Consider the following 26,182-nt stretch of genomic DNA (forward strand, 5'->3'; position numbering starts at 1 on the left):
ACAGAAAATAACTATGAAAATACTTATAACAGGAGGTTCAGGACTTATAGGAAAAGAACTTTCAAAAGAATTAATCAGAGGAGGACATAAAGTAGGTTGGTTATCCCGGAAGGAGGACCTTAGTAAATCAATACCCCGCTATAAATGGGATTTGGAGAATAACGTAATTGATAAGAAAGCATTTGATGGAGTAGATGTTGTCATTCACTTGGCAGGGAAGAATGTGGGGGAAGGCAGGTGGACGCCAAAAGCGAAAGAAGAAATACTGAAGAGCAGAGTGGGGGCTACAACTTTATTGATGGAGACAATCAATGCACTGGAACATCCTCCGAAAGCAGTGATCTGTGCTTCAGCAATAGGTTATTACGGTGATAGAGCGGAAGAATGGCTGGATGAGAAAGCAGAGGTGGGCAGTGATTTTCTATCGGAAGTAGTGAAGAAATGGGAAGATACTATGGATGTTTTAACGGTAAGCCGATTGGTGAAATTGAGGTTAGGCGTTGTTTTGTCTAATAAAGGTGGAGCGCTCTCAAAAATTACGATGCCTATTAAGTTTGGAGTAGGTGCACCGTTGGGAACAGGAAAGCAATGGATGTCTTGGATAAGTCTGGAAGATATCGTCCGATTGATCATTTTTTCAATGGAAAATGAACAAATGGAAGGAATTCATAATGCAGTGACTCCAACACCAGTAACGAATAAGGAAATGACAAAGAGAGTGGCGAAGTTTTACCACCGTCCTTTATTACTCCCGAACGTGCCTGTTTTTGCACTTAAGTTATTATTAGGAGAAAGCGTAGCATTGGTTCTGAACAGTGCAAAGGTGAAATCATTGGATAAAAACTTGAATTTTGAGTTTAAAAATAAAGAAATTGAAACTGTCCTTGTTTAAACATGTGTTCTATAACATTTTACACTATTCTAATAAAAGAGGTGACAACATTAAGAATGTCGCCTCTTTTTTTTGTGAATACTAGACATTTAGCTTTCTGCATATTATAATCGTTCATATTATAAAACTTACTTATGCTAATTTCATTGAATCATAGGCACTGATGCTAAAAATTGAAACCCAAAGACTTTAACAACAATCAGTGCCTATTGTATGAAAGTTTATCTAATCTCATTATCATGTATATCTTAAAATTAAAGCCAATCCTAATGCACTGTGTTTTGTAGAATGTCCCTATTCTCAATCTTTTATAATGTTATGGGAAACCTTAAATTATTGATCAATTCTAGTGTATTTCAATATCTCATGTAATGTATTTATTGTTTTGTGAACATTTTTTTTGAATAAAACCAATGTAGTATTGTACTTCATTAAGTATTGATGTTAATATTTATTCATCTGTTAATGAATTGATTAAATTTATATGAAACGAAGACAATCTGTATCTTCTAACAATATATTAAGTCTAACATTAAAATTATACATTGCCTTGAAGCAACAGTTTTTCTACTTCTACTTTGACTCTTCTTAATCTTTTCTTTATTAGGTCATATGAAGTAAACAAAAATCCAAAACGAAAGAGATGGAGTTTTTATTGAAGCTTTTATTTAAATACTGAGACAAATCAGATCGGGTATTTAAATCAAATATGAAAATGCACCCAGAAATATCAACAATCACACATACCTAATTCTTGATGTAGGCTGGAATTGGTTTTTCGTTCAAAAATTTGTCTAGTAATTTTGATAACCACTCAATCTAAGTACTAAGCCAAAAGTAATTGATAGTTAATTCTTAATTATTTTTTGTGAGTACAACGCAAAAAAACGGATAAATAGCAGTTCTATTGATCGTTTTTTTAAGGCAGTAATCACAAAATAATAATTGGAATTAGTATTAAGTAATTTTGTCTTATTACTTACCTTAAATACTATTTCATTTTACTCCTCTCAAAGCTCAATTATTTCTTCTAAATTTTTATGAAAAAAATACTTTTACTCTTAGTTGCTGTTACAATTAGCTTTGTAGGAGCATACGGTCAAGAGCGTACCGTGACGGGTACAGTTTCTGACGGAGGAGAACCTTTACCAGGTGTTACAGTAGTGGTAAAAGGAACCTCAAAAGGTACGATTACAAATCTCGATGGTAAATTCACCTTGGGTGTTGATAATGACGATGTACTCGTTTTCAGTTTTATTGGTTACGCATCCCAAGAAGTTCCAGTAGGAACACAGTCAGTGATTGATGTGCCAATGGAGGTAGACGCTGAAGAACTTGATGAAGTTGTAGTCACAGCCATGGGGCAAACACAAGATAAAAAATCACTTGGATACGCAGTACAAGAAGTACAGACGGAAGATCTGCAGAGAACAGGTAACCCTGGTTTAGCGGGATCTATGCAAGGTAAAATTTCTGGTGTAGACATTAAACCATCATCAGGTATGCCGGGTGCTTCTACTCAGATCAACATCAGAGGTGCAAGATCTTTTACAGGAAATAACGCTCCTTTATACGTGATTGACGGTATGCCGATCAGCTCAAACCCTGACTTTAGTACTGGTAGTTCTGTAACAGGTAGTGATATCTCAAACAGAGCTGTGGATATTGATCCCAACGACATTGAAAGCATCAACATTCTGAAAGGTCAAGCTGCTGCTGCACTTTATGGTATTAGAGCATCGAATGGTGTGATTATTATCAAAACCAAAAGTGGTAAAGGCAATAAGATGGGTAAGCCGGTAGTAAGAATTAATAACTTCACCAGCTGGGAAACTGTTTCGCGTAAGCCAGAATACCAAACTGCTTACTCACAAGGTACTGGTGGAAATTATGTTTCTAATAGTTCGCAAGCTTGGGGTATCCCAATGTCTCAGCTTCCAGATGATCCCAACGTTGGTGGTAACAATCAAGGACAGCCAGGGAAATATTTTGTAGCACAAAGAGAGCAAGCAGGTCTTGATCCATGGGTAGCACCTAACACTTATGACAACTTTGGTGATTATTTCCGAACTGGTTCTACAGTAAACACATCAATTAGTGTCAGCCAGTCCACAGAAAACGCCAACTACAGTATTGGTTTAGGTAATACGACTCAGAACGGTGTAGCACCTTCCACAGGTATGGACAGATGGAATGCAAAAGGTAAGTTTGATGCTACAGTCAACAATTTCTTCTCTGTAGGTGTTTCAGCGAATTATGTAAATACAAACATCAATAAATTATCAGCAGGTAATGACGCAGCACTAGCGGGTGTTTATGCAGCACCAACCTCTTATGATTTGAAAGGTATTCCATTTGCAAACCCTGATAACCCTTATCAACAAATCTATTATCGTTCCCCAACATTTGACAACCCTTATTGGGCCGCTCAAAACAACGTTTTCAATGATAGAACGGATCGTTTCTTTGGTAATGCATACGTACAGTATGAAACAGATATCACACAAGACCTAGATATTAGAGTGAAATATCAATTGGGTGTTGATACTTATACCACCCACTTCCAGGATATTTTTGAATATGGTCACAGAGGTGCTGAAGGTAAAATTACCAACAGAGGTGTAACGAATAATATTTTGAATTCATTGACAACAGTGAATTTGAACTGGAAAATCAATACAGATAATAACTTGAGTGCCATCATTGGTAATGAGGTCAATGATACAAGAAAGAAGACCTATACTCAAGATGGTCAGCAGTTCAACTTCGGTGGATGGAAACATATTGAAAATACTAAGGTGATCACTGCACAAGAAGAACAAAGGAGAACACGTACAGTAGGTTTCTTTGCAAGTGTTTCTTACTCCTACAAGAGTTTACTTTACCTTACTGCAACAGGACGTACAGATTATGTTTCTACAATGCCTAGAAACAACAGAAACTTCTTCTATCCTTCTATATCGGGTAGTTTTGTGTTGAGTGAAATGGACTTTATGGATGATGTTGATAAGGTATCATTATTGAAATTGAGAGCGTCATGGGCACAAGTAGGACAAGCAGGTGAGTATTTTGAAAACTTTTATGCTTTACCTACCTATGGTGGCGGATGGTTTGGATCAGGACCATTCCCAATCAGTTATCCTTTAGCTATCAATGGAGCCAATGTGAATTCATATACTCAAAATGCTAAATTATTTGACCCTAACCTGAAACCACAAAATACTGCCTCTTATGAGTTGGGTGCAGACTTAGGATTCCTTAATGATAGAATTACCCTTTCATATACTTATTCAAGACAAAACGTAACGGATCAGATTTTTGCAGTACCTCTTACCGCATCTACAGGTTTTGAAGAATTAGAAACAAATGGAGGTAAGATTACAACTAATGCGCATGAGGTAACTTTAAATGTAATCCCTGTACAAACGCAAGATTGGACCTGGTCAGTGAATGTCAATTATTCAAGAATTATAAGTAAAGTAGATGAGTTGGCAGAAGGTGTAGAAAGTATCTTCTTAGGTGGATTTACTACACCACAAGTAAGAGCTGCGGCAGGGTTTGCTTTCCCAGTAATTTATGGTAGTAGTTTCCAAAGAGGTCCAAATGGCGGAATTCTAGTTAATGAAGACCCTAACTCAGCTGATTATGGTTTGCCAATGGCAGGACCTGCAAAAATTATTGGTGATGTAACGCCAGATTTCATTCTTGGTTTTGGTACCAACTTGAATTACAAAACATGGTCATTGGGAGCTACTTTTGAGTGGAAACAAGGAGGTCAAATGTATTCAGGTTCAAACGGTCTGATCAATCTTTACGGTGTAAGTGAAGTAACTGCTGATAGAACCAATCCATTTATTTATCCAGGTGAAAAAGCAGATGGATCACCAAATGATATTCAAAGAGGTGGTGAGTCTGACAGTGGTGCTTATCAAAGAAGATATGATAATGTAGAAGGAAATATTAATGAGGCTTATATCTATGACAACTCTTTCGTGAAACTAAGAGAGCTTTCGATAGGTTATAAATTCCCAAATAAAATCATCAAAGGAACAACAAGTCTTGGTTTATCTGTATTTGCTAGAAATATTTTACTATGGACAGAATTACCAAACTTTGATCCTGAATCATCTCAGGGTAATAACAATATGGGTGGATCTTTTGAGAGATTCTCTATGCCAAATACAAACAGTTTTGGTTTCGGTGTTGATATCACTTTCTAATCTAAAATCTTAACAAGAAAAATGGAAAAATTTAAATATATAAAATTGCTCCTGATTGGGGTAATGATCTCCTTAGCATCTTGTTCAGAAGATGTGTTGGATGAAATTAATAGAAATCCCAATAACCCTCTCGATACACCATCTCAGTTTGTAATAACTGACGCAATGAATGCATCTCTAGTAAGGGTAGCCAATGGTGATTATGCTTTTTATGCTTCTCTTTTTATCGAACATCAAGTAGGTGTTTTTAACCAGTTTCACCAAGCTGAAATTAGATTAGACGCATCTTTAACTCAAGCGACCACTTATAATTCCGCTTGGGTGGGCTCATATCAGGCAATGAGAAATTTAAAAGATGTAATAGCCAAATGTTCAGAAGGAGGTGCAGAGGTAGGAAACAATCATACACTAGGTGTAGCTCAGATATTAATGGCTTACAACCTATCTGTTGTGACAGATATGTGTGGAGATATACCTTGGTCACAAGCTCTTGATCCTGTTAATTACCTAAGACCAGATTTGGACAAGCAAGAAGCAATTTATACTGACATCTTCAAATTACTTGATGACGGTGTAGCAAACCTTGAGAAGGACAATGACGGTAACTATGATGCTATTGGGGTTCATGATATGATTTATGGTAACCTTAGACCAACGTCTTCAAACGGTAATGATCAAGTTTCATGGAGACAAGCTTGGGTAAAATTAGCTTGGGGTTTAAGAGCACGTTTCACAATGCGTTTGTCACATAAAACACCAAATTATGCAGATGTACTTGCTCATGCAGCAAAATCTTTCACATCAGCAGCAGATGAAGCAAAATCTACATACAATGGTTCAACATCTTATAACCCTTATTATTTGATGTATACGCAAAGAGATTACTATGGATCAAGCCAAAGTATGCGCAACAATATGGATGATAATGACCCAAGAATTGCAAATTACTTTATCCCTTATCCTAAAAGTGACCCTGCTGATGAGAAACTTGAATTTGCACCAAATGGCGATATTGATCAAATACAAGGTGTATATGGTATTTCAAGTTATTTCAACAATAGAACAGAAAATACTTTTATCATGAGTTATCATGAATTATTGTTCTTGATTGCAGAGGCAACAGCTAGAAATAATGGAAGTGCGGCAGAAATTCAAACAGCTACAGTAGCGGCAGTGAGAGCTGCATTAGCTTCAGCAAGTATTGCCCAGGCGGACATCGATGCGTATATCACATATATTGAGGGTAATAAAACTTTTGATGTCGATTATGTGATGAAAGAGAAGTACATTTCTCAATACATCTCAGAATCATTAGAAGCTTACAATGATTACAGAAGATTGAAAGCAATGAATGGCGGAACTGTTCCAACATATGTTACTTTCTTAAATCCTCAGCCAGCAAAGTTTCCTTTAAGAATGACTTATGGTGCTGATGATGTAAATAATAATCAAAATGTAAGAGATGCCCTTGGTGATGGCCAATATGTTTACACAGAAAACGTATGGTGGGCCGGAGGTTCTAGATAAAAATTATAAAATTTTTACAAGTAAAGGATACACTTATTTATATAAAGTGTATCCTTTTTTGTTATACATAAAATAAAACATATTGTACAATATACTATTTTATAATATATTCTGTTTTTCGTTGATTTTTTGGTTTTTTATACTATTTTTTTTAAAATTTTCAATTTTAAATATTGTAAATCAGTTAATTAGAAGTATAATAAACTGAACTTAAAATTCATTAACTTAAATAAATACAACTCATAAAGTTAAAAGTTGATATTGCGACACAAACAAAGGTTAATATTAAAAAAAGATTCACTTTTATCAAGAGCAATCTAAAACCTAATTAGAAACCAATTTAAATTTTGTATTAACGTTTTTTTTAGACTCCATTTCAATTATTTTCTTTCAAAAACGCATACTACAATCTTAGCTTAATTTAATCAATTATATGAACAAGCGACTTCTATCCACAATAGTGCTTGCATTGATAACAATGTTGAGTTCTATTGCGCAGGACCGCACCATTTCTGGTGTAGTGTCAGAGGAAGGTAATCCCCTTCCTGGTGTTACAGTTTTATTAAAAGGAACAAGTAAAGGTACTATTACTGACCTCGACGGTAAATATCACCTTACTATCGGAGATGATGCAACTCTAGTTTTCAGTTTTGTAGGTTACTCTACACAAGAAGTAAAAGTAGGACAAAGCTCTAGAATCGACATCTCTTTAGAGCAAGATGCTGAGCAATTAGACGAGGTTGTAGTAACAGCCATGGGACAGCAAACTGATAAGAAATCAATTGGTTATGCTTACCAAGAGGTAAAATCAGAAACATTACAGCAAGCGGGTAATCCTGGTTTAGCAGGAGCACTTCAAGGTAAAGTTTCTGGTGTAGACATTAAGCCATCATCGGGTATGCCAGGTGCATCGACACAAATCAACATCCGTGGTTCAAGATCGTTTACAGGAAACAATGCTCCATTATATGTAGTTGATGGTATGCCAATTTCATCAAACCCTGATTTCTCAACAGGTTCATCAGTAACAGGTGCTGACGTTGCAAACAGAGCAGTGGATATTGATCCAAACGATATTGCAAGTATCAACATCTTGAAAGGTCAAGCGGCAGCAGCTCTTTATGGTATTAGAGCATCTAATGGTGTAATTATCATTGAAACGAAATCTGGTAAAGGTGGAAGAAGTTCAAAACCTATCGTGAATGTTTCAAATACGACTTCATTTGATGTTGTTTCAAGAGCTCCTGAGTATCAGACAAAATATGCTCAAGGTTCTGCTGGTGTTTTCGATCCTTATTCATCAATGGCATGGGGACCAAGAATTTCAGATTTACCTAATGATATTAATAACCACCAAAATCCACCTACGGGACCTAATGGGACAGGTTATGGAGGTAATCACCAAGGTCATGAAGGTAAATATTTTGTACCTCAACTAGAACATGCAGGTATGAACCCTTGGGCTACTCCAGGTACATACGATAATTTTGGAGATTACTTTGGAACAGGTTATACAGTGAATACTTCTGCTAACATTAGTCAATCAACTGATAATGTAAACTATAGTGTTGGTATTTCAAATGTAGATCAAAAAGGTGTTGCTCCAGGTACTGGAATGACTAGATGGAATGCAAAAGCTAGATTGGATGCATCATTAAATGATAACTTTAGTACTGGTGCATCAGCAAATTATGTTCAATCTGAAATTGATAAGCTTTCAGCTGGTAACGATGCGGCTTTAGCAGGTGTTTATGCTGCACCTAATTCATATAACTTAAAAGGAATTCCTTCGGCAAACCCTACAGATCCTTATGATCAGATTTCTTATAGAAATTTGGGCTTCCCTAACCCTTATTGGGCAGCAGAAAACAATGTTTTCAATGAGAAAACAGACCGATTCTATGGTAATGCTTATTTACAATATGAATCTAAATTGAGAGATAACATGGATATCCGTGTGAAGTATCAATTGGGTGTTGATTCTTATACTTCACATTACCAAGATATTTTTGAATTTGGTAACAGAGGCGTATTCGATGGTGTTGGTGGAGGATCTATCAATAACTATGGTGTAACGAATAATACTATTAACTCTTTAGCTACTGTTAATTTCAATTGGGAAATCACTTCAAAGAGCAAAATTTCAGCAATTTTGGGTAATGAATTGAACGATAATACTCAAAAGAAATATGAGCAATACGGTGCGAACTTCAATAGTGGAGGTTGGCAACATATTTCAAATACTCAGGTTCAATCAATGAATGAGAACCAACGTATGAAAAGAACAGTTGGTTTCTTTGGTAGTTTGACTTATTCTTATGAACAACTATTCTTCTTAACAGCTACTGGTCGTAATGATTATGTATCGAGTATGCCAAGAGGTAATAGATCATTCTTCTACCCTTCAATCTCAACTTCAGTTGTATTGAGCGAGCTTGATTTCTTGAAAGATGTAGATGAATTATCATTATTTAAAGTAAGAGCATCATGGGCGCAGGTAGGTCAAGCAGGTGATTATTATGAAGACTATTATAGTATTCCATCATATGCTGGTGGATGGTGGTCTGGAGAATATCCAATTAACTACCCAATGAATGGTGTTACTGGTTTTAATAGATATGGAACACTTTATGATCCACAATTGAAGCCTCAAAATACTACATCATATGAATTGGGTACTGATTTAGGATTCTTCAATGACCGTATTGTATTCTCTTACACTTATTCTCGTCAAGATGTAGAAGATCAAATCTTTGCTGTGCCATTAGCAAAATCGACTGGTTATTCTCAGAAGTTAACAAATGGTGGTCGCATCAGTACGAACGCACATGAAATCAACTTAACATTAGTTCCAATTCAGAAGAAAGATTTAAGATGGGACATGACTTTCAACTATTCGAGAATTGTATCTGTAGTTGAAGAATTAGCACCAGGTGTGGAATCAATTTTCTTAGGTGGTTTTGTAACTCCACAAGTTAGAGCTGCAGAAGGATTTGCTTATCCTGTAATTTACGGTTCAACATACTTGAGAGATGACAATAACAATATTATTGTTGATAAAGATGGTTTACCAATGGTTGATAAAGAGGATATTATTGGTGATGTTACTCCTGATTTTATGTTAGGATTCAATACAAGTCTTCAATACAAAAACTGGAACTTATCTGCAGTATTTGATTGGAAACACGGTGGAGAAATGTACTCAGGTACTAATGGTTTGATGAACTTTTATGGTGTATCAAAAACAACTGAAAACAGAGACGAAGATTTTGTATTTCAGGGTGTAAAAGAGGATGGTACTCCAAATGACATTGTTATTGGACCAAATGGTGAAAAATCTCACCAAGATTTTTATAACAGAACAAATAGTATCAATGAGTCATTGATTTATGACAACTCATTCATCAAGTTAAGAGAATTAGCTGTTGGATATCAATTCCCAGAAAAAGTGTTCAATGGAACAACTGGAGTAAGATTATCAGCTTTTGCTCGTAACATCTTATTATGGTCTAAACTTCCAAACTTAGATCCTGAATCATCTCAAGGTAACAACAACATGGGTGGATCTTTCGAAAGATTCTCTATGCCAAACACTTCAAGCTTTGGTTTTGGTGTTGACTTAACATTCTAATTTGACATAACATGACAATCAAAAAATATATAAACAAGTTTGCCATTTTATGTGTGGCAGGTGCAACCTTATTCTCTTGTTCAGAGGATAAGATGGACGAAATCAATCAGAATCCAAATAACCCGACAGAGATGTCAACGAATTTGATTCTTACAGATTTGATCAACAGAACAGCAGTACAAGTAGCTAACGGAGATTTTGCTTTTTATGCATCATTATTTGTAGAGCACTATGTTGGTACTCACAATCAGTTTTATCAATCTGAAATTCGTGAAGACGGGCAGTTAGCAGTAGCATCAACTTACAATAACTCTTGGAATGGAGCGTATACAGCTTTAAGGGATGCAAAAGATGTAATTGACATTTGTTCTCCAGAAGGAAAAGAGCAAGGAAACACAGCTAATTTAGGTATTGCTCAAATATTAACAGCGTATAATTTATCAATTCTTACTGACGTTTGTGGTGATGTGCCTTGGTCTGAAGCATTGAATGCAAATGATTTTATGTTACCACATGTTGATAAGCAAGAAGATATTTACAATGAAATCTTTGCATATATCGATGCAGGTATTGAAAACTTAAGTATTCCTAGTGATTTCAACAGTATTGGTGGTTCTGACCATATTTATGGGGGTAAGGTAGATAAATGGACAAAATTTGCTCATGGTTTAAAAGCCAGACTTTTGATGCGTTTATCTCATGTGAGACCAAATGTTTATGATGAAGTGCTTGCTGAAGTTGCTAAATCATTTACAAATGCTGACGAAGAAGCCAAATATGTATATAATGGTACATCAAGTAACAATCCTTATACATTATTGTATATGACACGTGATCAATATGGTTCTTCAAAATCATTACATGATATGATGTCTGCAAATAATGACCCTAGAATCGTAGCTTATTTTATTCCAAAAAATGTTGGTGGTGAACTAGTTTTAGGAGAGAATGGTCAAAATGAGCAAACTCAAAATAAGTATGGTATCTCAACTTATTTCACAGATAGAAAAAACGCAACTCAGTTCTTATCATTCCACGAGTTGAAGTTTTTAGAAGCAGAAGCTTTAGAAAGAAAATCAGCAGGTTCTGGCCAAACTGCAGCTATCGAGGCAGTAAAAGCAGCATTCGTATATGCAAACTTAAGTGAAGTAGAAGCTAACAACTATATTGCAACTATCACTGATTTCAGTATTGATAGAATTATGGGTGAGAAGTATGTATCATTCTTCCAATCAGAGGCTATCGAAGCATATAATGACTTCCGTAGATTAAAAGCAATGAACGGAGGAGCACATCCATCTTATGTGAATTTCCAAAACCCTAAAGTGGAGAAATTCCCATTAAGATACACTTATGGTGCTGATGACGTTAACAATAATGTGAATGTTAGAGAGGCTTATTTAAAGGTTAATGTTTACACTGACAATGTTTGGTGGGCAGGCGGAAGCTTCTAAGCGAAAGTGCTAAATAAAAATAAGATAGAACAATTGTAAAGTTGTTATTATAATTTAAGGTTGAAGCCCGGTGAATTTATTTCATCGGGCTTTTTTATGCTTTATATACTGTTCATTTTTTTAATGAAAAAGAATACTGAAGTGTTCTAAAATAAGTGATTGAAGGAATGTGAAATTCACTCATTTTTATTTGAAATATGATGAAGAAGTGTTTCAAAAATGTGATAAGATGAAGGTGTTTTTAAAGGTGTGGAAATCCCTAAAATGGAAGTAGATGCAAAGTGAAATTGAAGCTAAATACAGATGTTTTTTTTAGGTCTTTCTAATCATTAAGTGTTTTTTTTGTTAAAAGACTATTCTAGTTGAGTTGAGTGTTAGAATGGTATTCTTTGTTATTTTTAGTTGGTTATTGTATTGTTTTTTTGTTACGTGTAGAATAAAAATACACCTATTTAAATTTGTTCGAGAATATAATTCTGATTTATAATCAATGTTACGGGGTTGTGTTAATGTTTTGACATTTTAACTTTATTTGTTTTTTATTTTCATGATATACAGTGTGTTGCATATTGTCCTCTTTGTTGTTAGGTCTCATTAACTAAAAATTGTAAAAAATAAAAATCTTTAAATATGATATTGCAATGTAAACATAGGTTAAATTTTTAAATATTTTCATCTTCAGCATAACGCAAAAAGAGGGGTATTTAAAGATTAAACAGAGTATAGTATTAACGTTTTTTTTACTTCCATTTCAATTATTCATTTAGCAAAAAACGCATACTAAAATCTTAAGCTTAATTTAATTAATTTATTTATGAACAAACGACTTCTATCATTGATCGTACTTGCGTTGATGACCATCGTAAGTACTTTTGCACAGGATCGTACTGTTTCAGGTGTAGTTTCTGAAGCAGGAGAACCTCTTCCAGGTGTAACAGTAGTGATCAAAGGTACTTCAAAAGGTACAATCACAGACTTAGACGGTAAATACCAAATCTCAGTTTCTGATGATGCGACACTAATTTTCAGTTTCGTAGGTTATTCAACTCAAGAAGTAGTAGTAGGGCAACAATCAGTTATTGACATTGCACTAGAGCAAGATGCAGAGCAATTAGACGAAGTAGTTGTAACTGCTTTAGGTCAAGAATCTGATAAAAAGTCTCTAGGTTATGCTTTCCAAGAAGTACAAACAGAAACTTTACAACAAACAGGTAACCCTGGTTTAGCAGGTGCATTACAAGGTAAAGTGACAGGTGTAGATATCAAGCCTTCATCAGGTGCACCAGGTGCTTCAGCTCAAATCAACATTCGTGGTGCTAGATCATTTACAGGAAACAACGCTCCATTATATGTAATTGATGGTATGCCAATTTCTTCTAACCCTGACTTCTCAACAGGTAATTCAGTTACAGGTGCAGATATTGCAAACAGAGCAGTGGATATTGATCCTAATGACATCGAGTCAATCAACATCTTGAAAGGTCAAGCAGCAGCAGCTCTTTATGGTATTAGAGCATCAAATGGTGTAATCATCATCACTACGAAAAGTGGTAAAGGAAATAAAGGAAAGCCAATTGTGAAAGTTTCGAATTTCACAAGTTTCGAAACTGTATCAAGAAAACCAAACTATCAGACCAAATATGCTCAAGGTACTACATCATTTAATAAAGAAACAGGTAAATTTGATATAGAGTATGATCCAAGTACTTCATTATCTTGGGGTCCAAAAATTTCTGATCTTCCAAATGACCCAACCTATGGAGGAAACAGTAATGGTCACCCAGGTATGTATAAAGTACCTCAAAGAGAAGAAGGAGGTATGGATCCTTGGGTGACACCACAAGTTTATGATAACTTTGGGGATTACTTCCAAACTGGTCATACTGTGAATACAAGTGCAAACATTAGTCAAGCTACAGAGTCAGCAAATTATAGTATTGGTTTGTCAAACACTTCTCAGCAAGGAGTTGCTCCTTCTACAGGAATGGAACGTTGGAATGTTAAAGGTAGATTTGATGGGACAATCAATGATAACTTCTCAACAGGTATTTCAGCAAACTTTGTTCAAAGTGAAATCGATAAGTTATCTGCAGGTAATGATGCCTCATTAGCAGGTGTATATGCTGCTCCAGTTTCATATAATTTGAAAGGTAACCCAAAAAATCTACCTTCAGATCCATATTCTCAAATATATTACAGAAGTTTAACATTTGACAATCCTTATTGGGCCATTGAAAATAATGTATTTAATGAGAAGTCACAACGTTTCTATGGTAATACGTATTTACAATATGAAGAAAGCTTAAGGGACAATATGAACGTAAGAGTGAAGTATCAGTTAGGTGTAGACTCTTACACTACTCATTATCAAGATATTTTTGAAAAAGGTAGTAAAGGTGACGCAGGAAGAATCCATAACCGCGGGATCACTAACAATACAATCAACTCATTATTGACTGTAAATTACTCATGGGATATTTCTGAAAAAGTCAAATTCTCGGCAATTTTGGGCAATGAGATCAATGATACAAGAAGAAAGAAATATGAACAAAAAGGTACAGGGTTTAACTTTGGAGGGTGGAAACATATTGATAACTCAATTGTTCAAACCGCAAATGAGAATCAAAGAAATACAAGAACTGTAGGTTTCTTTGGAAGTGCCTCATTATCGTATGATGATTTCCTTTTTGCAACTGTAACTGGTCGTAATGATTATGTTTCAACAATGCCAGAAGGTGCAAGATCTTTCTTCTACCCTTCAGTATCTCTTAGCTGGGTGTTAAGTGAAATGGACTTCCTTAAGAATTCTGATCATTTATCAATGTTGAAATTAAGAGGTTCATTTGCACAAGTTGGTCAAGCAGGTGATTACTATGAAGATTATTACAGCAAGCCAACTTACGATGGAGGTTGGTGGTCAAGTACTTACCCGATCAACTATCCAATGAGTGGTGTAAATGCATATACAAGGTACGAAAGAATTTATGACCCTAACTTAAAGCCTCAAAATACAATGTCGTATGAGATTGGTGCAGATGTTGGTTTCTTCAATGACCGTGTGAGCTTGAACTATACATACTCACGTCAGAATGTAACAGATCAAATTTTCCCAGTGCCATTAGCATCCTCTACAGGTTACAATAGTTTATTGACTAACGGTGGTCGTTTACACACTGATGCTCACGAATTGACATTAACATTAGTTCCAGTTCAGACAAAAGACTTTACTTGGGATGTGATGGTGAACTACTCTAAAATTACTTCAGTAGTAGATGAGTTAGCTCCAGGTGTTGAATCAATTTTCTTAGGTGGTTTTGTAACTCCACAAGTAAGGGCAGGTATCGGTTATGCATATCCAGTAATCTATGGTTCTACTTATGCTAGAGATGACCAAGGAAGAATTTTAGTAGATGAAAACCCTGATAGTCCTACTTATGGTATGCCAATGCAAGGGGCTGATGGTATCATTGGTGATGTTACTCCTGATTTTATTTTAGGTTTCAACTCAAACATGAGATATAAGAGTTGGACTTTATCAGCAGTATTTGACTGGAAAAATGGTGGTCAAATGTACCATGGTTCTAACAACTTGTTAAATCTATATGGTGTAGGTAAAGATACAGAAGATAGAGAGAGCAAATTTATCATGCCTGGTTATAAAGAGGATGGAACACCTAATGATATTGAAAGAGGTGGAGAAGGTGATGAAGACGCTTATTTTCAAAGATATTATAATGTAGAAGGTAATATTGATGAAGGTGCAATTTATAATAACTCTTTCTTGAAATTAAGAGAGTTATCATTAGGGTACAGATTCCCTAAAAAACTAATAAAAGGCACTACAGATGTTCGTTTGTCAGCATTTGCTAGAAATATTTTATTGTGGACTGAATTACCAAACTTTGATCCGGAATCATCTCAAGGTAACAACAATATGGGTGGAGCATTTGAGAGATTCTCAATGCCTAATACTTCAAGTTTCGGTTTTGGTGTAGACTTAACTTTCTAATTTTATTAACATGATCAAAAAATATTTAAAATATATAGCGTTAGGTTCTTTAGCATTATCATCTATGACGTCTTGTACAGATGATATTATGAATGAAATTAACAAGAACCCGAATAATCCAACAGAAGTACCAACTTCATTTACATTGACAGATGTGATTAGTAGAGCAGCAGCATCAGTATCAAGTGGTGATTTTGGTATGTATGCAGCACTATATGTCGAGCATCAAGTGGGTATAGATGGTCAATTCTATAATGCAGAAACAAGAATTGGACAGGTCACTCAAACTTCAACTTACAACAATGCTTGGGTAACAGCATATACAGGCCTAAGAGATGCTTCTGATATTATTGAACACTGTTCGGAAGGAGGACGAGAAGAAGGAAACTTCCAGATGCTAGGGAGAGCGTTAGTCTTAAAAGCATATTATATTTCTGTATTAACAGATGTATGTGGAGATGTTCCATTTACTGAAGCTTCTGATTACAAAAACTATTTAACTCCTAAGTTAGATAAGCAAGAGCAGATTTATGATGATGTTTTCAATATCTTAGATGAGGCAATCATCAATTTAAGCAAAGAAAATACATTTCAAGGTCAAGCTTCTGATCCTAGTATTCAAGATGTATTATACAATCGTTTAAATTCAAGAGCTAATCCTGATGCTTCAATAGATGCTTGGATCAAATTTGCTCATGGTTTAAAAGCAAGAGCTCATATGAGATTGTCTCATATCAACCCATCAGAGCACTCTTACCAAGATGTATTGGATGAAGTAGCATTATCTTTTACAAGTGATAGTGAAGAAGCTAGATTTGACTACAATGGTTCTACATCGCATAATCCGAATTCATTATTCCTTAATGTTAGAGCATATTACGGTGCTTCTCAAAGCTTGAGAGATAATATGGATGATAATGATCCAAGGATTGCTCAATTCTTTATACCAAATATTTATACCTCAAAAAATAGTCCCAATTTTGGTAAAATTATTTTTGCTCCAAATGGAATGGAAACTGCTGCCCCAGCTTATAATGTATATGGTGTATCTTCTTACTTCTTAGATGCAACTCAACCATCTTACTTAATGAGCTACCATGAATTGAAGTTCTTGGAAGCTGAAGCAAAAGAAAGAATGGCTGCGGGTAGTGGAGTTGAAACAGCAAAAGATGCTATCAGAGCTGCTTTTAAAGCATCTAAAACTGAGAATGTTGAAGATTATATTACGTCAATCACAACTTTTAGTATTGATCGTATCATGAAGGAAAAATATTTAGCCTTCTTCCAAGCTGAGTCTTTAGAGGCTTACAATGATATGAGACGTTTAAGAGCTATGGGTGAAACTTCATATATTACTTTACAGCACCATGCTCCAGATAAATTCCCATTACGTTATACTTACGGTGTAGGTGATGTGAGTAACAACCCTAACGTGAGTGAAGCACAAGGTGATGGTCAGTTTGTATTTACAGAAAAAGTTTGGTGGGCAGGTGGAAATCGCTAATCACACATCATAAAAAAATAACTTATAGAGTTGATTCTATAATTAGGTTTTAATAATAAATAAGCCCGGTGGATTCATTTCCATCGGGTTTATTTTGTATAGCTAACGATATGTAATCGTTCTTTAGATATGGTGAAAAACTGGGTTTCTCTATTAAAATTGACTTGGTGATTGTTAATATTTTAACGTTAACAAAAAAAAGTTTTAATTGATTTATTTTAATGTAAATGATTGATTTAGTGCTTTTTAATGTGATTAAATTGAGAATTGATTGAACTTTTTCACACTTTAATGAAAACAAAAGTTAAAATTTTAATAACAAATATTTACAATATCAAAAACTTTCTATTACATTTGGAACTGTAACTATGAAACAAAGCAAGGAAAATTGCTACAAGTTTTTATTCTACTAAGTACTAAATTTTTAAAGACAAAATATATTTTTTGCTACCAATTCTATAACAGCAGAATTTTTTAAGGGAGGGTTTTTGGACTAAACCTAACCATATTTAAACTTTAAGTTCCAATTCAATTTATTTTACTATGAAAAAAGCAATTATGCTTCTTTCTCTCTTAATGAGTATGGCTTTTGCTACGTTTGCTCAGGAGAGAACAGTATCCGGTGTAATCACGGATTCTAATGGTGAACCATTGCCTGGTGTAGCCGTAATCTTAAAAGGTACAACTCAAGGTACAGTATCAAACATCGATGGAGGATACAGATTAGCTGTATCAGGTCAGAACCCAACATTAGTTTATAAACTAGTTGGTTTTGTTGAAATTGAGAAAGCTGTAGGCTCTAGCTCGACAATTTCATTCTCAATGGAAGAAGACATGAAACAACTTGATGAAGTAGTTGTAACAGCCTTAGGTTTTGAAGAGAGCAGAGATAAGATGGGTTCAGCTCCTTCTAAGATTGCAGCTGAGAGTATTGTTGATTCAGGCGAAGCTAGTTTGATTAACGGTATGGCTGGTAAAGCTTCAGGTGTGAATATTGTAAGATCTTCAGGTGATCCAGGAGCTGGTTCATATATTCAGATTCGTGGTCAGTCGACTATCCAAAGTAACTTACAGCCATTAGTTGTAGTTGATGGTATTCCAATTAATAACAGTAGCCGTGGCGATGGTGTTGATGGTGTATCTCAACAATCACGTATGAATGATATCAACCCTAACGATATCGAGACAATGCAAATTCTTAAAGGTGCATCAGCAGCTGCACTTTGGGGATCAAGAGCAGCAAATGGTGTAATTGTAATTACAACAAAGAAAGGTTCTTCTGCAGGTAAAAAAATTAACGTTCAATATAGAACATCTTACTCTATTGACCAAGTGAACGTAAAACCTGAATTGCAATCTACTTTCGGACAAGGTAGAGGCGGTTCATGGAGTGTTTCTCCAGAGTCATGGGGAGATAAAATTTCAGAGAGAGCAGGTGGTTTAGATGAGGTAAATACTTCAGGTGCTAGCTTTGTATCAGCAACAGGAAATGTAATTTATCCAATCAATACTAAGAACTCAAAGACAACATATGATGATTCTAACTGGGATCAAGTTTATGGGACAGGTTCTTACTGGGAAAATAACTTATCTATTTCTGGTGGTGATAGAGATGGAAGTTTTATGTTCTCTATATCAGACTTAGATCAAAATGGTATCATTAAAAACTCTTCATACAAGAGGACAACAGCTCGTTTGAATACGATGAAACGTTTTGGAGATAAATTCAAATTAACGAATACGTTGAATTATACTCATACATCTTCTGATAGAGTACAAAAAGGTTCAAATACAGCAGGTTTGATGTTAGGTTTATTAAGAACACCAGCTGACTTTGATAATACAGACTATATAGGTACAATTGTAGAAGATGGAAAAGTACCTCAAGAAAATATGCACAGAGCTTATAGAGCTCCAAATGGTTCAAGTAACCCGATTTATAACAACCCTAATTGGACAGTTAACAATCAAAAGAACCCATCTAAAGTAAACCGTTTCATTGGTTCGGTTGAAGCACAATTATTACCAGCTTCATGGGTTGATGTTACTTTAAGAACTGGTGTAGATTACTATAATGAATTGCGTTCATCATATTTCCCTGTTAATTCAGCAGGAAACACCGCTGGTAAGTATGAAGAAGATAACCTATCGGAAATACAGTTCAACACAGATTTATTTGCAAGAGTGCAAAAAGAAATCACTCCTGATCTTCAATTCACAGGTTTACTTGGTTTTAACTATAACCAAAGAGATTATACTGCAAATGGAGCTGAAATGCAAAACTTTATTATCGCGGATGCACCTCCATCATTTGATAATGCAACTTCTGAAAATACGACTCCTTATAACTACTACGAAACAAAGAAAATTGCTGCGATGTATGGTTCAGTAAATTTCGGTTACAAAGATAAATTATTCGTAAACGGTACATTAAGAGGTGAAGCGGCTTCAACTTATGGTGAAAATGCGAACTCTGTATATTATTATCCTTCAGCGGATGCTGCTTATCAAATCTTAAACAACTCAACAGGTGCTTTAAGCTTTGCAAAAGTAAGAGCTTCAATTGGACAGGTAGGTATTGAGCCTCTTCCTTATAGATCATTAACATATTATGAGTCAGCTGAATTTACTGAGTCATGGGGACCTTCTTTAAATATGTCTGGCTATGGTGGCGGATTTAGAAGAAGTGATGTTTCAGGTAACCCTAACTTGAAGCCAGAGATCAAGACAGAGTGGGAAATTGGTACTGATTTAAGATTCTTAGCAGATAAAGGTCGTTTAGGTGTAACTTATTTCCAAAACGAAACCAAAGATGTATTATTCAACACTGAATTAGCCCCATCTTCAGGATATGCTGGACAGTATGGTAACTCTGCGACTTTAGAGAATCAAGGTATCGAAGTTGACTTAGGTTATGATGTATTTAGTAATTCAGATTGGAGAGTATCATTAGACCTTAACTGGACTAAGATTGAAAATAAAGTTACTGACCTAAAAGGTACAAAATCAATCTTCTTGAATGGATTTACAGGTTCTTCTTCAAGAGCAGTAGAAGGTTATCCTGTAGGTGTACTTTGGGGTGGTAAGTTTGCAAGAAATGAAGATGGTTCTTATGATTTAGATGACAATGGTTTCCCTAAACAAGCATTGGAAGAAGGCGTAATTGGTGATCCTAATCCAGATTGGAGAGGTGGTTTAGGCCTTACAGTTTCTTATAAAGGATTTAGAGTTTATGCTTTAATCGAGCATTCTCAAGGAGGTGATGTTTGGAATGGTACAAACGGAGTACTAGATCATTTCGGTCGTTCAGGAAGATCTGTAGTTGAGTCAGTAGCTCCTTCAGAATTAAAGACATATGGTGGCGGTGCTATTGCATCAGGTGATACATTCAGAGGTGTAGTAAGAGACTTCGGTGCAGGTCCAGTTGCATTAGATGAAAGCTGGTATAGAAGCTTAGGTGGTGGATTTGGTCCAGTAGGTGAGCAATTTGTGGAAGACGCGACTTGGACTAGATTAAGAGAGTTGACAATGAGCTATAGCTTAAGGTCACCAGGTTTGAAGAAAGCATTAAAAGTTTCATCAATTGATTTATCAATCACTGGTCGTAACTTGTTCTTATGGACAGATTACTCAGGTGTTGACCCAGAAACAAACTTAACTGGTGTTTCTAACGGTAGAGGTTTAGATTACTTCAACAACCCTAACACTAGATCTTGGGTATTTACAGCAGCATTTAATTGGTAAAAAACCTTTTTCATATTAATGGTGGTACATTCCACCATTAATATGTGCTTAACCTATTCAATTCTTTAAAAGAGAAATATTCAATGAAAAATATATTTAAAAACATATTATTAGCAGCAACTATTACGGCAGGATCTATGTCTTGTAATAAATTAGTTGAAGGAGAATCAATAAGCCCTAATGATCCTCAATCTGCACCTGCAGAGTTAGTTTTACCATCGGCTGAACTGGCTTTGGGTTTTGTTCATGAAGGAGAAATGGCAAGATTAGCTGGTATGTGGTCTGGTTACTTTACAGGTTCAGATCGTCAGTACATTGGCCTTAACTCATATAATGCTACTGCTGGTGATTTCGATAGTCCGTGGGAAAACTTGTATACAAGTTCTATTACAAATGCAATGTTGGCATTGAAAGAAGCGGAAGAGAAAAATAACAGAATCTTAGCAGGACAAGCAAAAGTTGTATTAGCAATTGGATTAGGAGTCGCAGCTGATTTGTGGGGTAATGTTCCTGCATCAGAGGTAGGTGACTATGAGAATATTCCAATGCCTAAATATGATGATCAAGCAAGTGTATATACTTATGTTCAAACTCTGTTAACAGATGCTATTGAAGATATCGAATCTGCTCAAGGTTTTGGTTCAAAAAACCTTATCAATACTAATATTGAAGCAATCAATACACTGAAAGCAAAATTTTATTTGCATGCAAAGGATTATGCTAATGCATATGCATACGCAGAGAAAGGAATCACGTCTTCTGCTTCAGATATGACATTATCTCATGAAGGTGCTACACCTTATGTAAATGCTAATACCTATTGGATGTTCCTAGAATATGATCGTTCAGGGTATATGACAGCTGAAACTGCGTATGCTCCTGGTTTTATCGAAGGGAGATCTAATGCTAAGACAGATTATCAGCACATCTGGAATTACTTGTATACAAATGAAGGATGGTATGGAGCTCCAGAACCAAATTCTCACCCTTCTTTCTGGGGTGGTCAAGGTAATGGCTTCTTCGATATTGCAACTAACTTCCCAATAACAACTTACCACCAAGGTTTGTTGATTAAAGCAGAAGCGGCAGCAAGAGAAGGTATGCTTACTGAAAGTTTAACGGCATTAAATGAGTACAGAGCATATATGGAAAAAGGTGGTTACCTTCATCCTCAATATCAAACTTACCTTGAGCCAATTTTAGATGGAAGTGGTGAGCCTGTATTAGATGCAGATGAGAAACCAACTTATGATACTCTAGCAATGAAGTATGAGGCGTTAACTACTGCAGATTTTGCAGTAGGTGGAATGTTAAATCCTGATGGATTAGCTGAAGGAAGAGCTTACATCAGAGAAATTTTAGCCGAAAAATATGTAGCCTCAGTTGGTTTGTTGGAAGGTTTTTCTGATTTGAGAAGAACTATTAAGGAAAATGATGTTAGAGTTCAAGTTCCTGTACTTTCAGGAAGTTCTATTCCACTAAGATTTGTATATCCTCAAGTAGAGATCAATACAAATACAAACATGCCAGAGGTAGTAGACTTGTTTACACCAACACCGGTAAATCAATAATTCGAAAATAATTGAAATTGGAAGTGGATTCTTCCTTATAAATTGAACGAGGTGGTCTCATTTTGAGATCACCTCTTTTTATTTTTTAGAAAAAAAACAGTGAAAATGAACTTTTTATTAAAATTGTATAATTTTTATCTTATTTATTAATATCAGTTGTATTTATTGTAATATTTCTATGTTTAAAATTGTTTAATAGTATTGTTGTGTTAAAAAACATAAATATTTTTATAACATATATTTAGAAATCAAAAGTTAATGTTATACATTAGCGACATGATAATTAGAAATAACATTAATTATCACATGAATCTACATTCTAATTTCAATTTATTTTAACAACTAATTTTATACTATGATCAAACTTTTATTTACTAGTTCAAAATCTCAAAATCATATTTTTTAACCATTTATTTTCCATTATCTCAAGATAATTTAGAGTCCATTTTTTAGACTATTCAATCTAGGTCTAGGACTGACTTTTAAGTTCCAATTCAATTATTTTATTATGAAGAAAGCACTATTATTAGTGTCTCTTATGCTTTCAGTAGTTTTTGCTGCGTTAGCACAGGAGAGAACAGTGTCTGGTGTAATTACAGACCCTACAGGGGAGACTTTACCAGGTGTAGCTGTTGTTGTAAAAGGTACTACTCAAGGTACTGTAACTGGAATCGACGGATCTTACCGTTTGATGGCCTCAGGCGATAATCCAGTATTAATTTTCAAGATTGTTGGTTACAAAACACAAGAAGTTCCTGTTGGAACTAGATCTGAAATCTCAATTACTTTAGAGGAAGATATTGAGCAACTTGACGAGATCGTTGTAACTGCATTAGGTATTGAAAAAGACAAAAAATCACTTGGTTACTCTGTTACAGAAGTGAAAGGTGATGACCTTAAAGGTGCTGAAAGCGGTGTTTTAAATAACCTAAACGGTAAAGTTGCAGGTGTTATGGTAAACACTTCTTCAGGAGCTCCAGGTGCATCTTCACGTATCACAATTCGTGGTAACTCATCATTAACAGGTAATAACCAACCATTATTCGTGATCGACGGTATTCCTGTAGATAACACTTATAACTCAGGTAATACATCAAGTGGTGGTGCTGACTACGGTTCACCAATCAATGATATTAATCCAGATGATATTGCTTCAATGTCAGTACTTAAGGGACCAAACGCAGCTGCCTTATATGGTTCAAGAGCACAAAATGGTGCAATTGTAATTACTACAAAATCAGGTAAAGGAACAAAAGGTTTAGGTGTATCATTATCACATTCGACTACTTTCCAAAATCCATTAGTTTTACCAGATTATCAAAATAGATATGGACAAGGATTCAATGGTGAATTTTCTTATGTAGATGGAACAGGTACTGGTGGAGGTATCAATGACGGATTTGATGAGTCATGGGGACCAAAATTAGATGCAGGTTTAATGTTGCCTCAGTTTAATACTGACGGAGTGGCTACACCATGGGTTTCAAGACCAGATAATATCAAAAACTTCTTTGAAACTGGACGTGTTTCTACAACAAACTTGTCAATCCAAAGTGCTTCAGATAAGTCAAATGTACGTTTCTCTATGATGTATTCTGACCAAAAGGGTATGGTACCTAACACAGGGTTAGAAAACTACTCTGCTAGCATTAACTTCGGACACAAGATTTCAGATAAATTACAGTTAGATTCAAAAATTGCTTACTCTCGTAGATCTTCAGACAACTTACCTCAACAAGGTTATGGTGCTGGTAACGTAATGCAGCAATTTGTATGGTTCGGTCGTCAAGTTGATATTGCAGCTTTGAAAAACTATAAAAAAGCTGATGGAACTCCATTCAACTGGAACTACAGCTACCATGATAACCCATACTGGATCTTAAATGAAAATACAAACTCACAATTAAGAGATCGTATCAATGGTTTTGCTTCATTGAAATGGAACATTACTGACTACTTGAACTTTAAAGTGAAAGGTGGTACTGACTTATATACTGAAAACCGTCTTGCAAAAACTGCAATGTACACGTTAAATGACAAGGATGGTGGTTTCAAAGAGTCAAACTATTTTGTGAACGAAACAAACTTTGATTTCTCATTCTCAAAAGACTTCGGTTCAGACTGGAATGTTAACGCTAACTTCGGTGGTAACAATATGTACAGAATGTACAGAAGAGGTAGTATGGAAGCATTTGGTTTAGCTTCACCAGGTGTATATACTCCTGCTAACGCAACAGGTGTGGTTGAGTCTACTTCATATTTCGAAGAGCAAATCATCAACTCTTTATATGGTACAGCATCAATTGGTTACAGAGATTTCTTATTCGCAGATATTTCTATCCGTAATGACTGGTCTTCTACACTTCCTATCAAGAATAATTCATTCTTATATCCTTCAGTGAACTTATCATATGTATTCTCTGAGCACTTTGATTTACCATCTTTCATTACTAGCGGTAAAGTTAGAGGTGGATGGGCTGAAGTAGGTAACGGAGCAGACCCTTACTCTACTAGAAACGTTTTTGTTTCAGCTTTACCATACAACGGTTACCCAATGTTCAAGCATGAGACTACTCAAGCAAACCCTGACCTAAAACCAGAAACTACTCAATCATGGGAAGTTGGTTTAGATATGGGATTCTTCAATGATCGTTTAGGTTTTGAAGCAGCTTACTATGAGAAATCAACTTATGACCAAATTGTTCCAGCTGACGTTTCTGCTGCATCAGGTTACAGATACTCATATATCAATGCAGGACAAATCGACAACAAAGGTTTCGAATTGATGGTTCGTGCAACACCAGTAAGAACAAGTGATATTACTTGGGATCTTTCATTCAACTTTGCTAAGAACCAAAATGAGGTTGTAGAATTAGCTGAAGGTATTGATTCATTCGTTCTTGGATCTTACTGGAGTGCAACTACTGAAGCTCGTCCAGGTGAGCAATTAGGTACTTTCTATGGTTATGCTTACGAAAGAGATGACAATGGAAACATCGTTGTTGGAGCAAACGGTACAGCAAACAGAACACAAGAAAAAGTGAAATTAGGTTCTATCAACCCTGATTGGAGAGGTGGTATCAGAAATACTGTTTCTTACAAGAACTTAACATTATCAGCATTAGTAGATGTTTCTATGGGAGGTGATATCTTCTCAGTAACAAACATGTTCGGTGAATATGCAGGTGTATTAGATCACACTGCAGAAGGCCGTGAATCAGGTAGAGTTGTTCAAGGTGTTACTGCAGACGGAGCAGTTAATACTAAAGTGATCAATGCTCAAACTTACTACCAATCTAAATATGGTATCCACGAGGCATTTATTTATGATGCTAGCTATGTAAAATTAGCGGAGTTATCACTTACATACAGCATCCCTTCTACAATTACTAAGAAGTATGGAGTACAAGGTATGAGTGTAGCATTTGTAGGTAACAACCTATTAATGATTTATAGAAATGCACCACACATTGACCCTCAATCAGGTTTTGGTTCAGGTCTTAGTGGTCAAGGTTTTGAGTTTGGTCAATTACCATCTCCAAGAAGCCTTGGTTTCGATATCAAGATGAAGTTCTAAGTTGAATCAAAAGATTTAAAAGCTTAGGAAAAATATTTTATGAATTGTTAGGG

10 protein-coding genes are annotated in these 26,182 nt (G+C 35.4%); all 10 read left to right on the forward strand.

What is annotated here, in order from left to right:
* The first annotated feature begins 13 nt into the window (after positions 1-13).
* The 10 genes from HHU12_RS05015 to HHU12_RS05060 all read left to right on the forward strand — a co-directional run bounded on the left by HHU12_RS05015 (position 14) and on the right by HHU12_RS05060 (position 26,129).
* On the forward strand, positions 14-892 hold the full coding sequence (locus HHU12_RS05015; RefSeq protein ID WP_169655572.1) for a TIGR01777 family oxidoreductase: 879 nt from the start codon (positions 14-16) through the stop codon (positions 890-892).
* A gap of 1,040 nt (positions 893-1,932) precedes the next feature.
* Positions 1,933-5,112 carry a SusC/RagA family TonB-linked outer membrane protein gene (locus HHU12_RS05020; RefSeq protein WP_169655574.1) on the forward strand — a complete coding sequence of 1,060 codons (3,180 nt, stop codon included), beginning with the start codon at positions 1,933-1,935 and terminating at the stop codon, positions 5,110-5,112.
* 21 nt (positions 5,113-5,133) lie between these two features.
* The gene (locus tag HHU12_RS05025) at positions 5,134-6,639 is read left to right on the forward strand and encodes a SusD/RagB family nutrient-binding outer membrane lipoprotein (protein WP_169655576.1); all 1,506 of its coding nucleotides are present in this window, start codon (positions 5,134-5,136) and stop codon (positions 6,637-6,639) included.
* A 433-nt stretch (positions 6,640-7,072) separates the two neighbouring features.
* A complete protein-coding gene (locus HHU12_RS05030; protein ID WP_169655578.1) occupies positions 7,073-10,270 on the forward strand; it encodes a SusC/RagA family TonB-linked outer membrane protein in 3,198 nt (1,065 codons plus the stop codon).
* Between the two features lie 11 nt (positions 10,271-10,281).
* The gene (locus HHU12_RS05035) at positions 10,282-11,724 is read left to right on the forward strand and encodes a SusD/RagB family nutrient-binding outer membrane lipoprotein (protein ID WP_169655580.1); all 1,443 of its coding nucleotides are present in this window, start codon (positions 10,282-10,284) and stop codon (positions 11,722-11,724) included.
* A gap of 814 nt (positions 11,725-12,538) precedes the next feature.
* Complete coding sequence (locus HHU12_RS05040; protein ID WP_169655582.1) at positions 12,539-15,733, forward strand: SusC/RagA family TonB-linked outer membrane protein; 3,195 nt, start codon at positions 12,539-12,541, stop codon at positions 15,731-15,733.
* A gap of 10 nt (positions 15,734-15,743) precedes the next feature.
* Positions 15,744-17,237 carry a SusD/RagB family nutrient-binding outer membrane lipoprotein gene (locus HHU12_RS05045; RefSeq protein ID WP_169655584.1) on the forward strand — a complete coding sequence of 498 codons (1,494 nt, stop codon included), beginning with the start codon at positions 15,744-15,746 and terminating at the stop codon, positions 17,235-17,237.
* Between the two features lie 543 nt (positions 17,238-17,780).
* Positions 17,781-20,981 carry a SusC/RagA family TonB-linked outer membrane protein gene (locus tag HHU12_RS05050; protein ID WP_169655586.1) on the forward strand — a complete coding sequence of 1,067 codons (3,201 nt, stop codon included), beginning with the start codon at positions 17,781-17,783 and terminating at the stop codon, positions 20,979-20,981.
* Between the two features lie 83 nt (positions 20,982-21,064).
* Entirely contained in the window at positions 21,065-22,552 is a 1,488-nt protein-coding gene (locus HHU12_RS05055; protein WP_169655588.1) for a SusD/RagB family nutrient-binding outer membrane lipoprotein, read from the forward strand.
* A 508-nt stretch (positions 22,553-23,060) separates the two neighbouring features.
* Complete coding sequence (locus HHU12_RS05060; protein ID WP_169655590.1) at positions 23,061-26,129, forward strand: SusC/RagA family TonB-linked outer membrane protein; 3,069 nt, start codon at positions 23,061-23,063, stop codon at positions 26,127-26,129.
* The last annotated feature ends 53 nt before the right edge of the window (positions 26,130-26,182 follow it).

The organism is Flammeovirga aprica JL-4 (assembly GCF_012844305.1).
GTDB classification, from domain to species: Bacteria; Bacteroidota; Bacteroidia; order Cytophagales; family Flammeovirgaceae; genus Flammeovirga; species Flammeovirga aprica.

Excerpts from the sequence above, each read along its gene's own strand:
- HHU12_RS05015 (WP_169655572.1), top strand. The coding sequence starts at position 14 with ATGAAAATACTTATAACAGGAGGTTCAGGACTTATAGGAAAAGAACTT.
- HHU12_RS05020 (WP_169655574.1), top strand. The coding sequence starts at position 1,933 with ATGAAAAAAATACTTTTACTCTTAGTTGCTGTTACAATTAGCTTTGTA.
- HHU12_RS05025 (WP_169655576.1), top strand. The coding sequence starts at position 5,134 with ATGGAAAAATTTAAATATATAAAATTGCTCCTGATTGGGGTAATGATC.
- HHU12_RS05030 (WP_169655578.1), top strand. The coding sequence starts at position 7,073 with ATGAACAAGCGACTTCTATCCACAATAGTGCTTGCATTGATAACAATG.
- HHU12_RS05035 (WP_169655580.1), top strand. The coding sequence starts at position 10,282 with ATGACAATCAAAAAATATATAAACAAGTTTGCCATTTTATGTGTGGCA.
- HHU12_RS05040 (WP_169655582.1), top strand. The coding sequence starts at position 12,539 with ATGAACAAACGACTTCTATCATTGATCGTACTTGCGTTGATGACCATC.
- HHU12_RS05045 (WP_169655584.1), top strand. The coding sequence starts at position 15,744 with ATGATCAAAAAATATTTAAAATATATAGCGTTAGGTTCTTTAGCATTA.
- HHU12_RS05050 (WP_169655586.1), top strand. The coding sequence starts at position 17,781 with ATGAAAAAAGCAATTATGCTTCTTTCTCTCTTAATGAGTATGGCTTTT.
- HHU12_RS05055 (WP_169655588.1), top strand. The coding sequence starts at position 21,065 with ATGAAAAATATATTTAAAAACATATTATTAGCAGCAACTATTACGGCA.
- HHU12_RS05060 (WP_169655590.1), top strand. The coding sequence starts at position 23,061 with ATGAAGAAAGCACTATTATTAGTGTCTCTTATGCTTTCAGTAGTTTTT.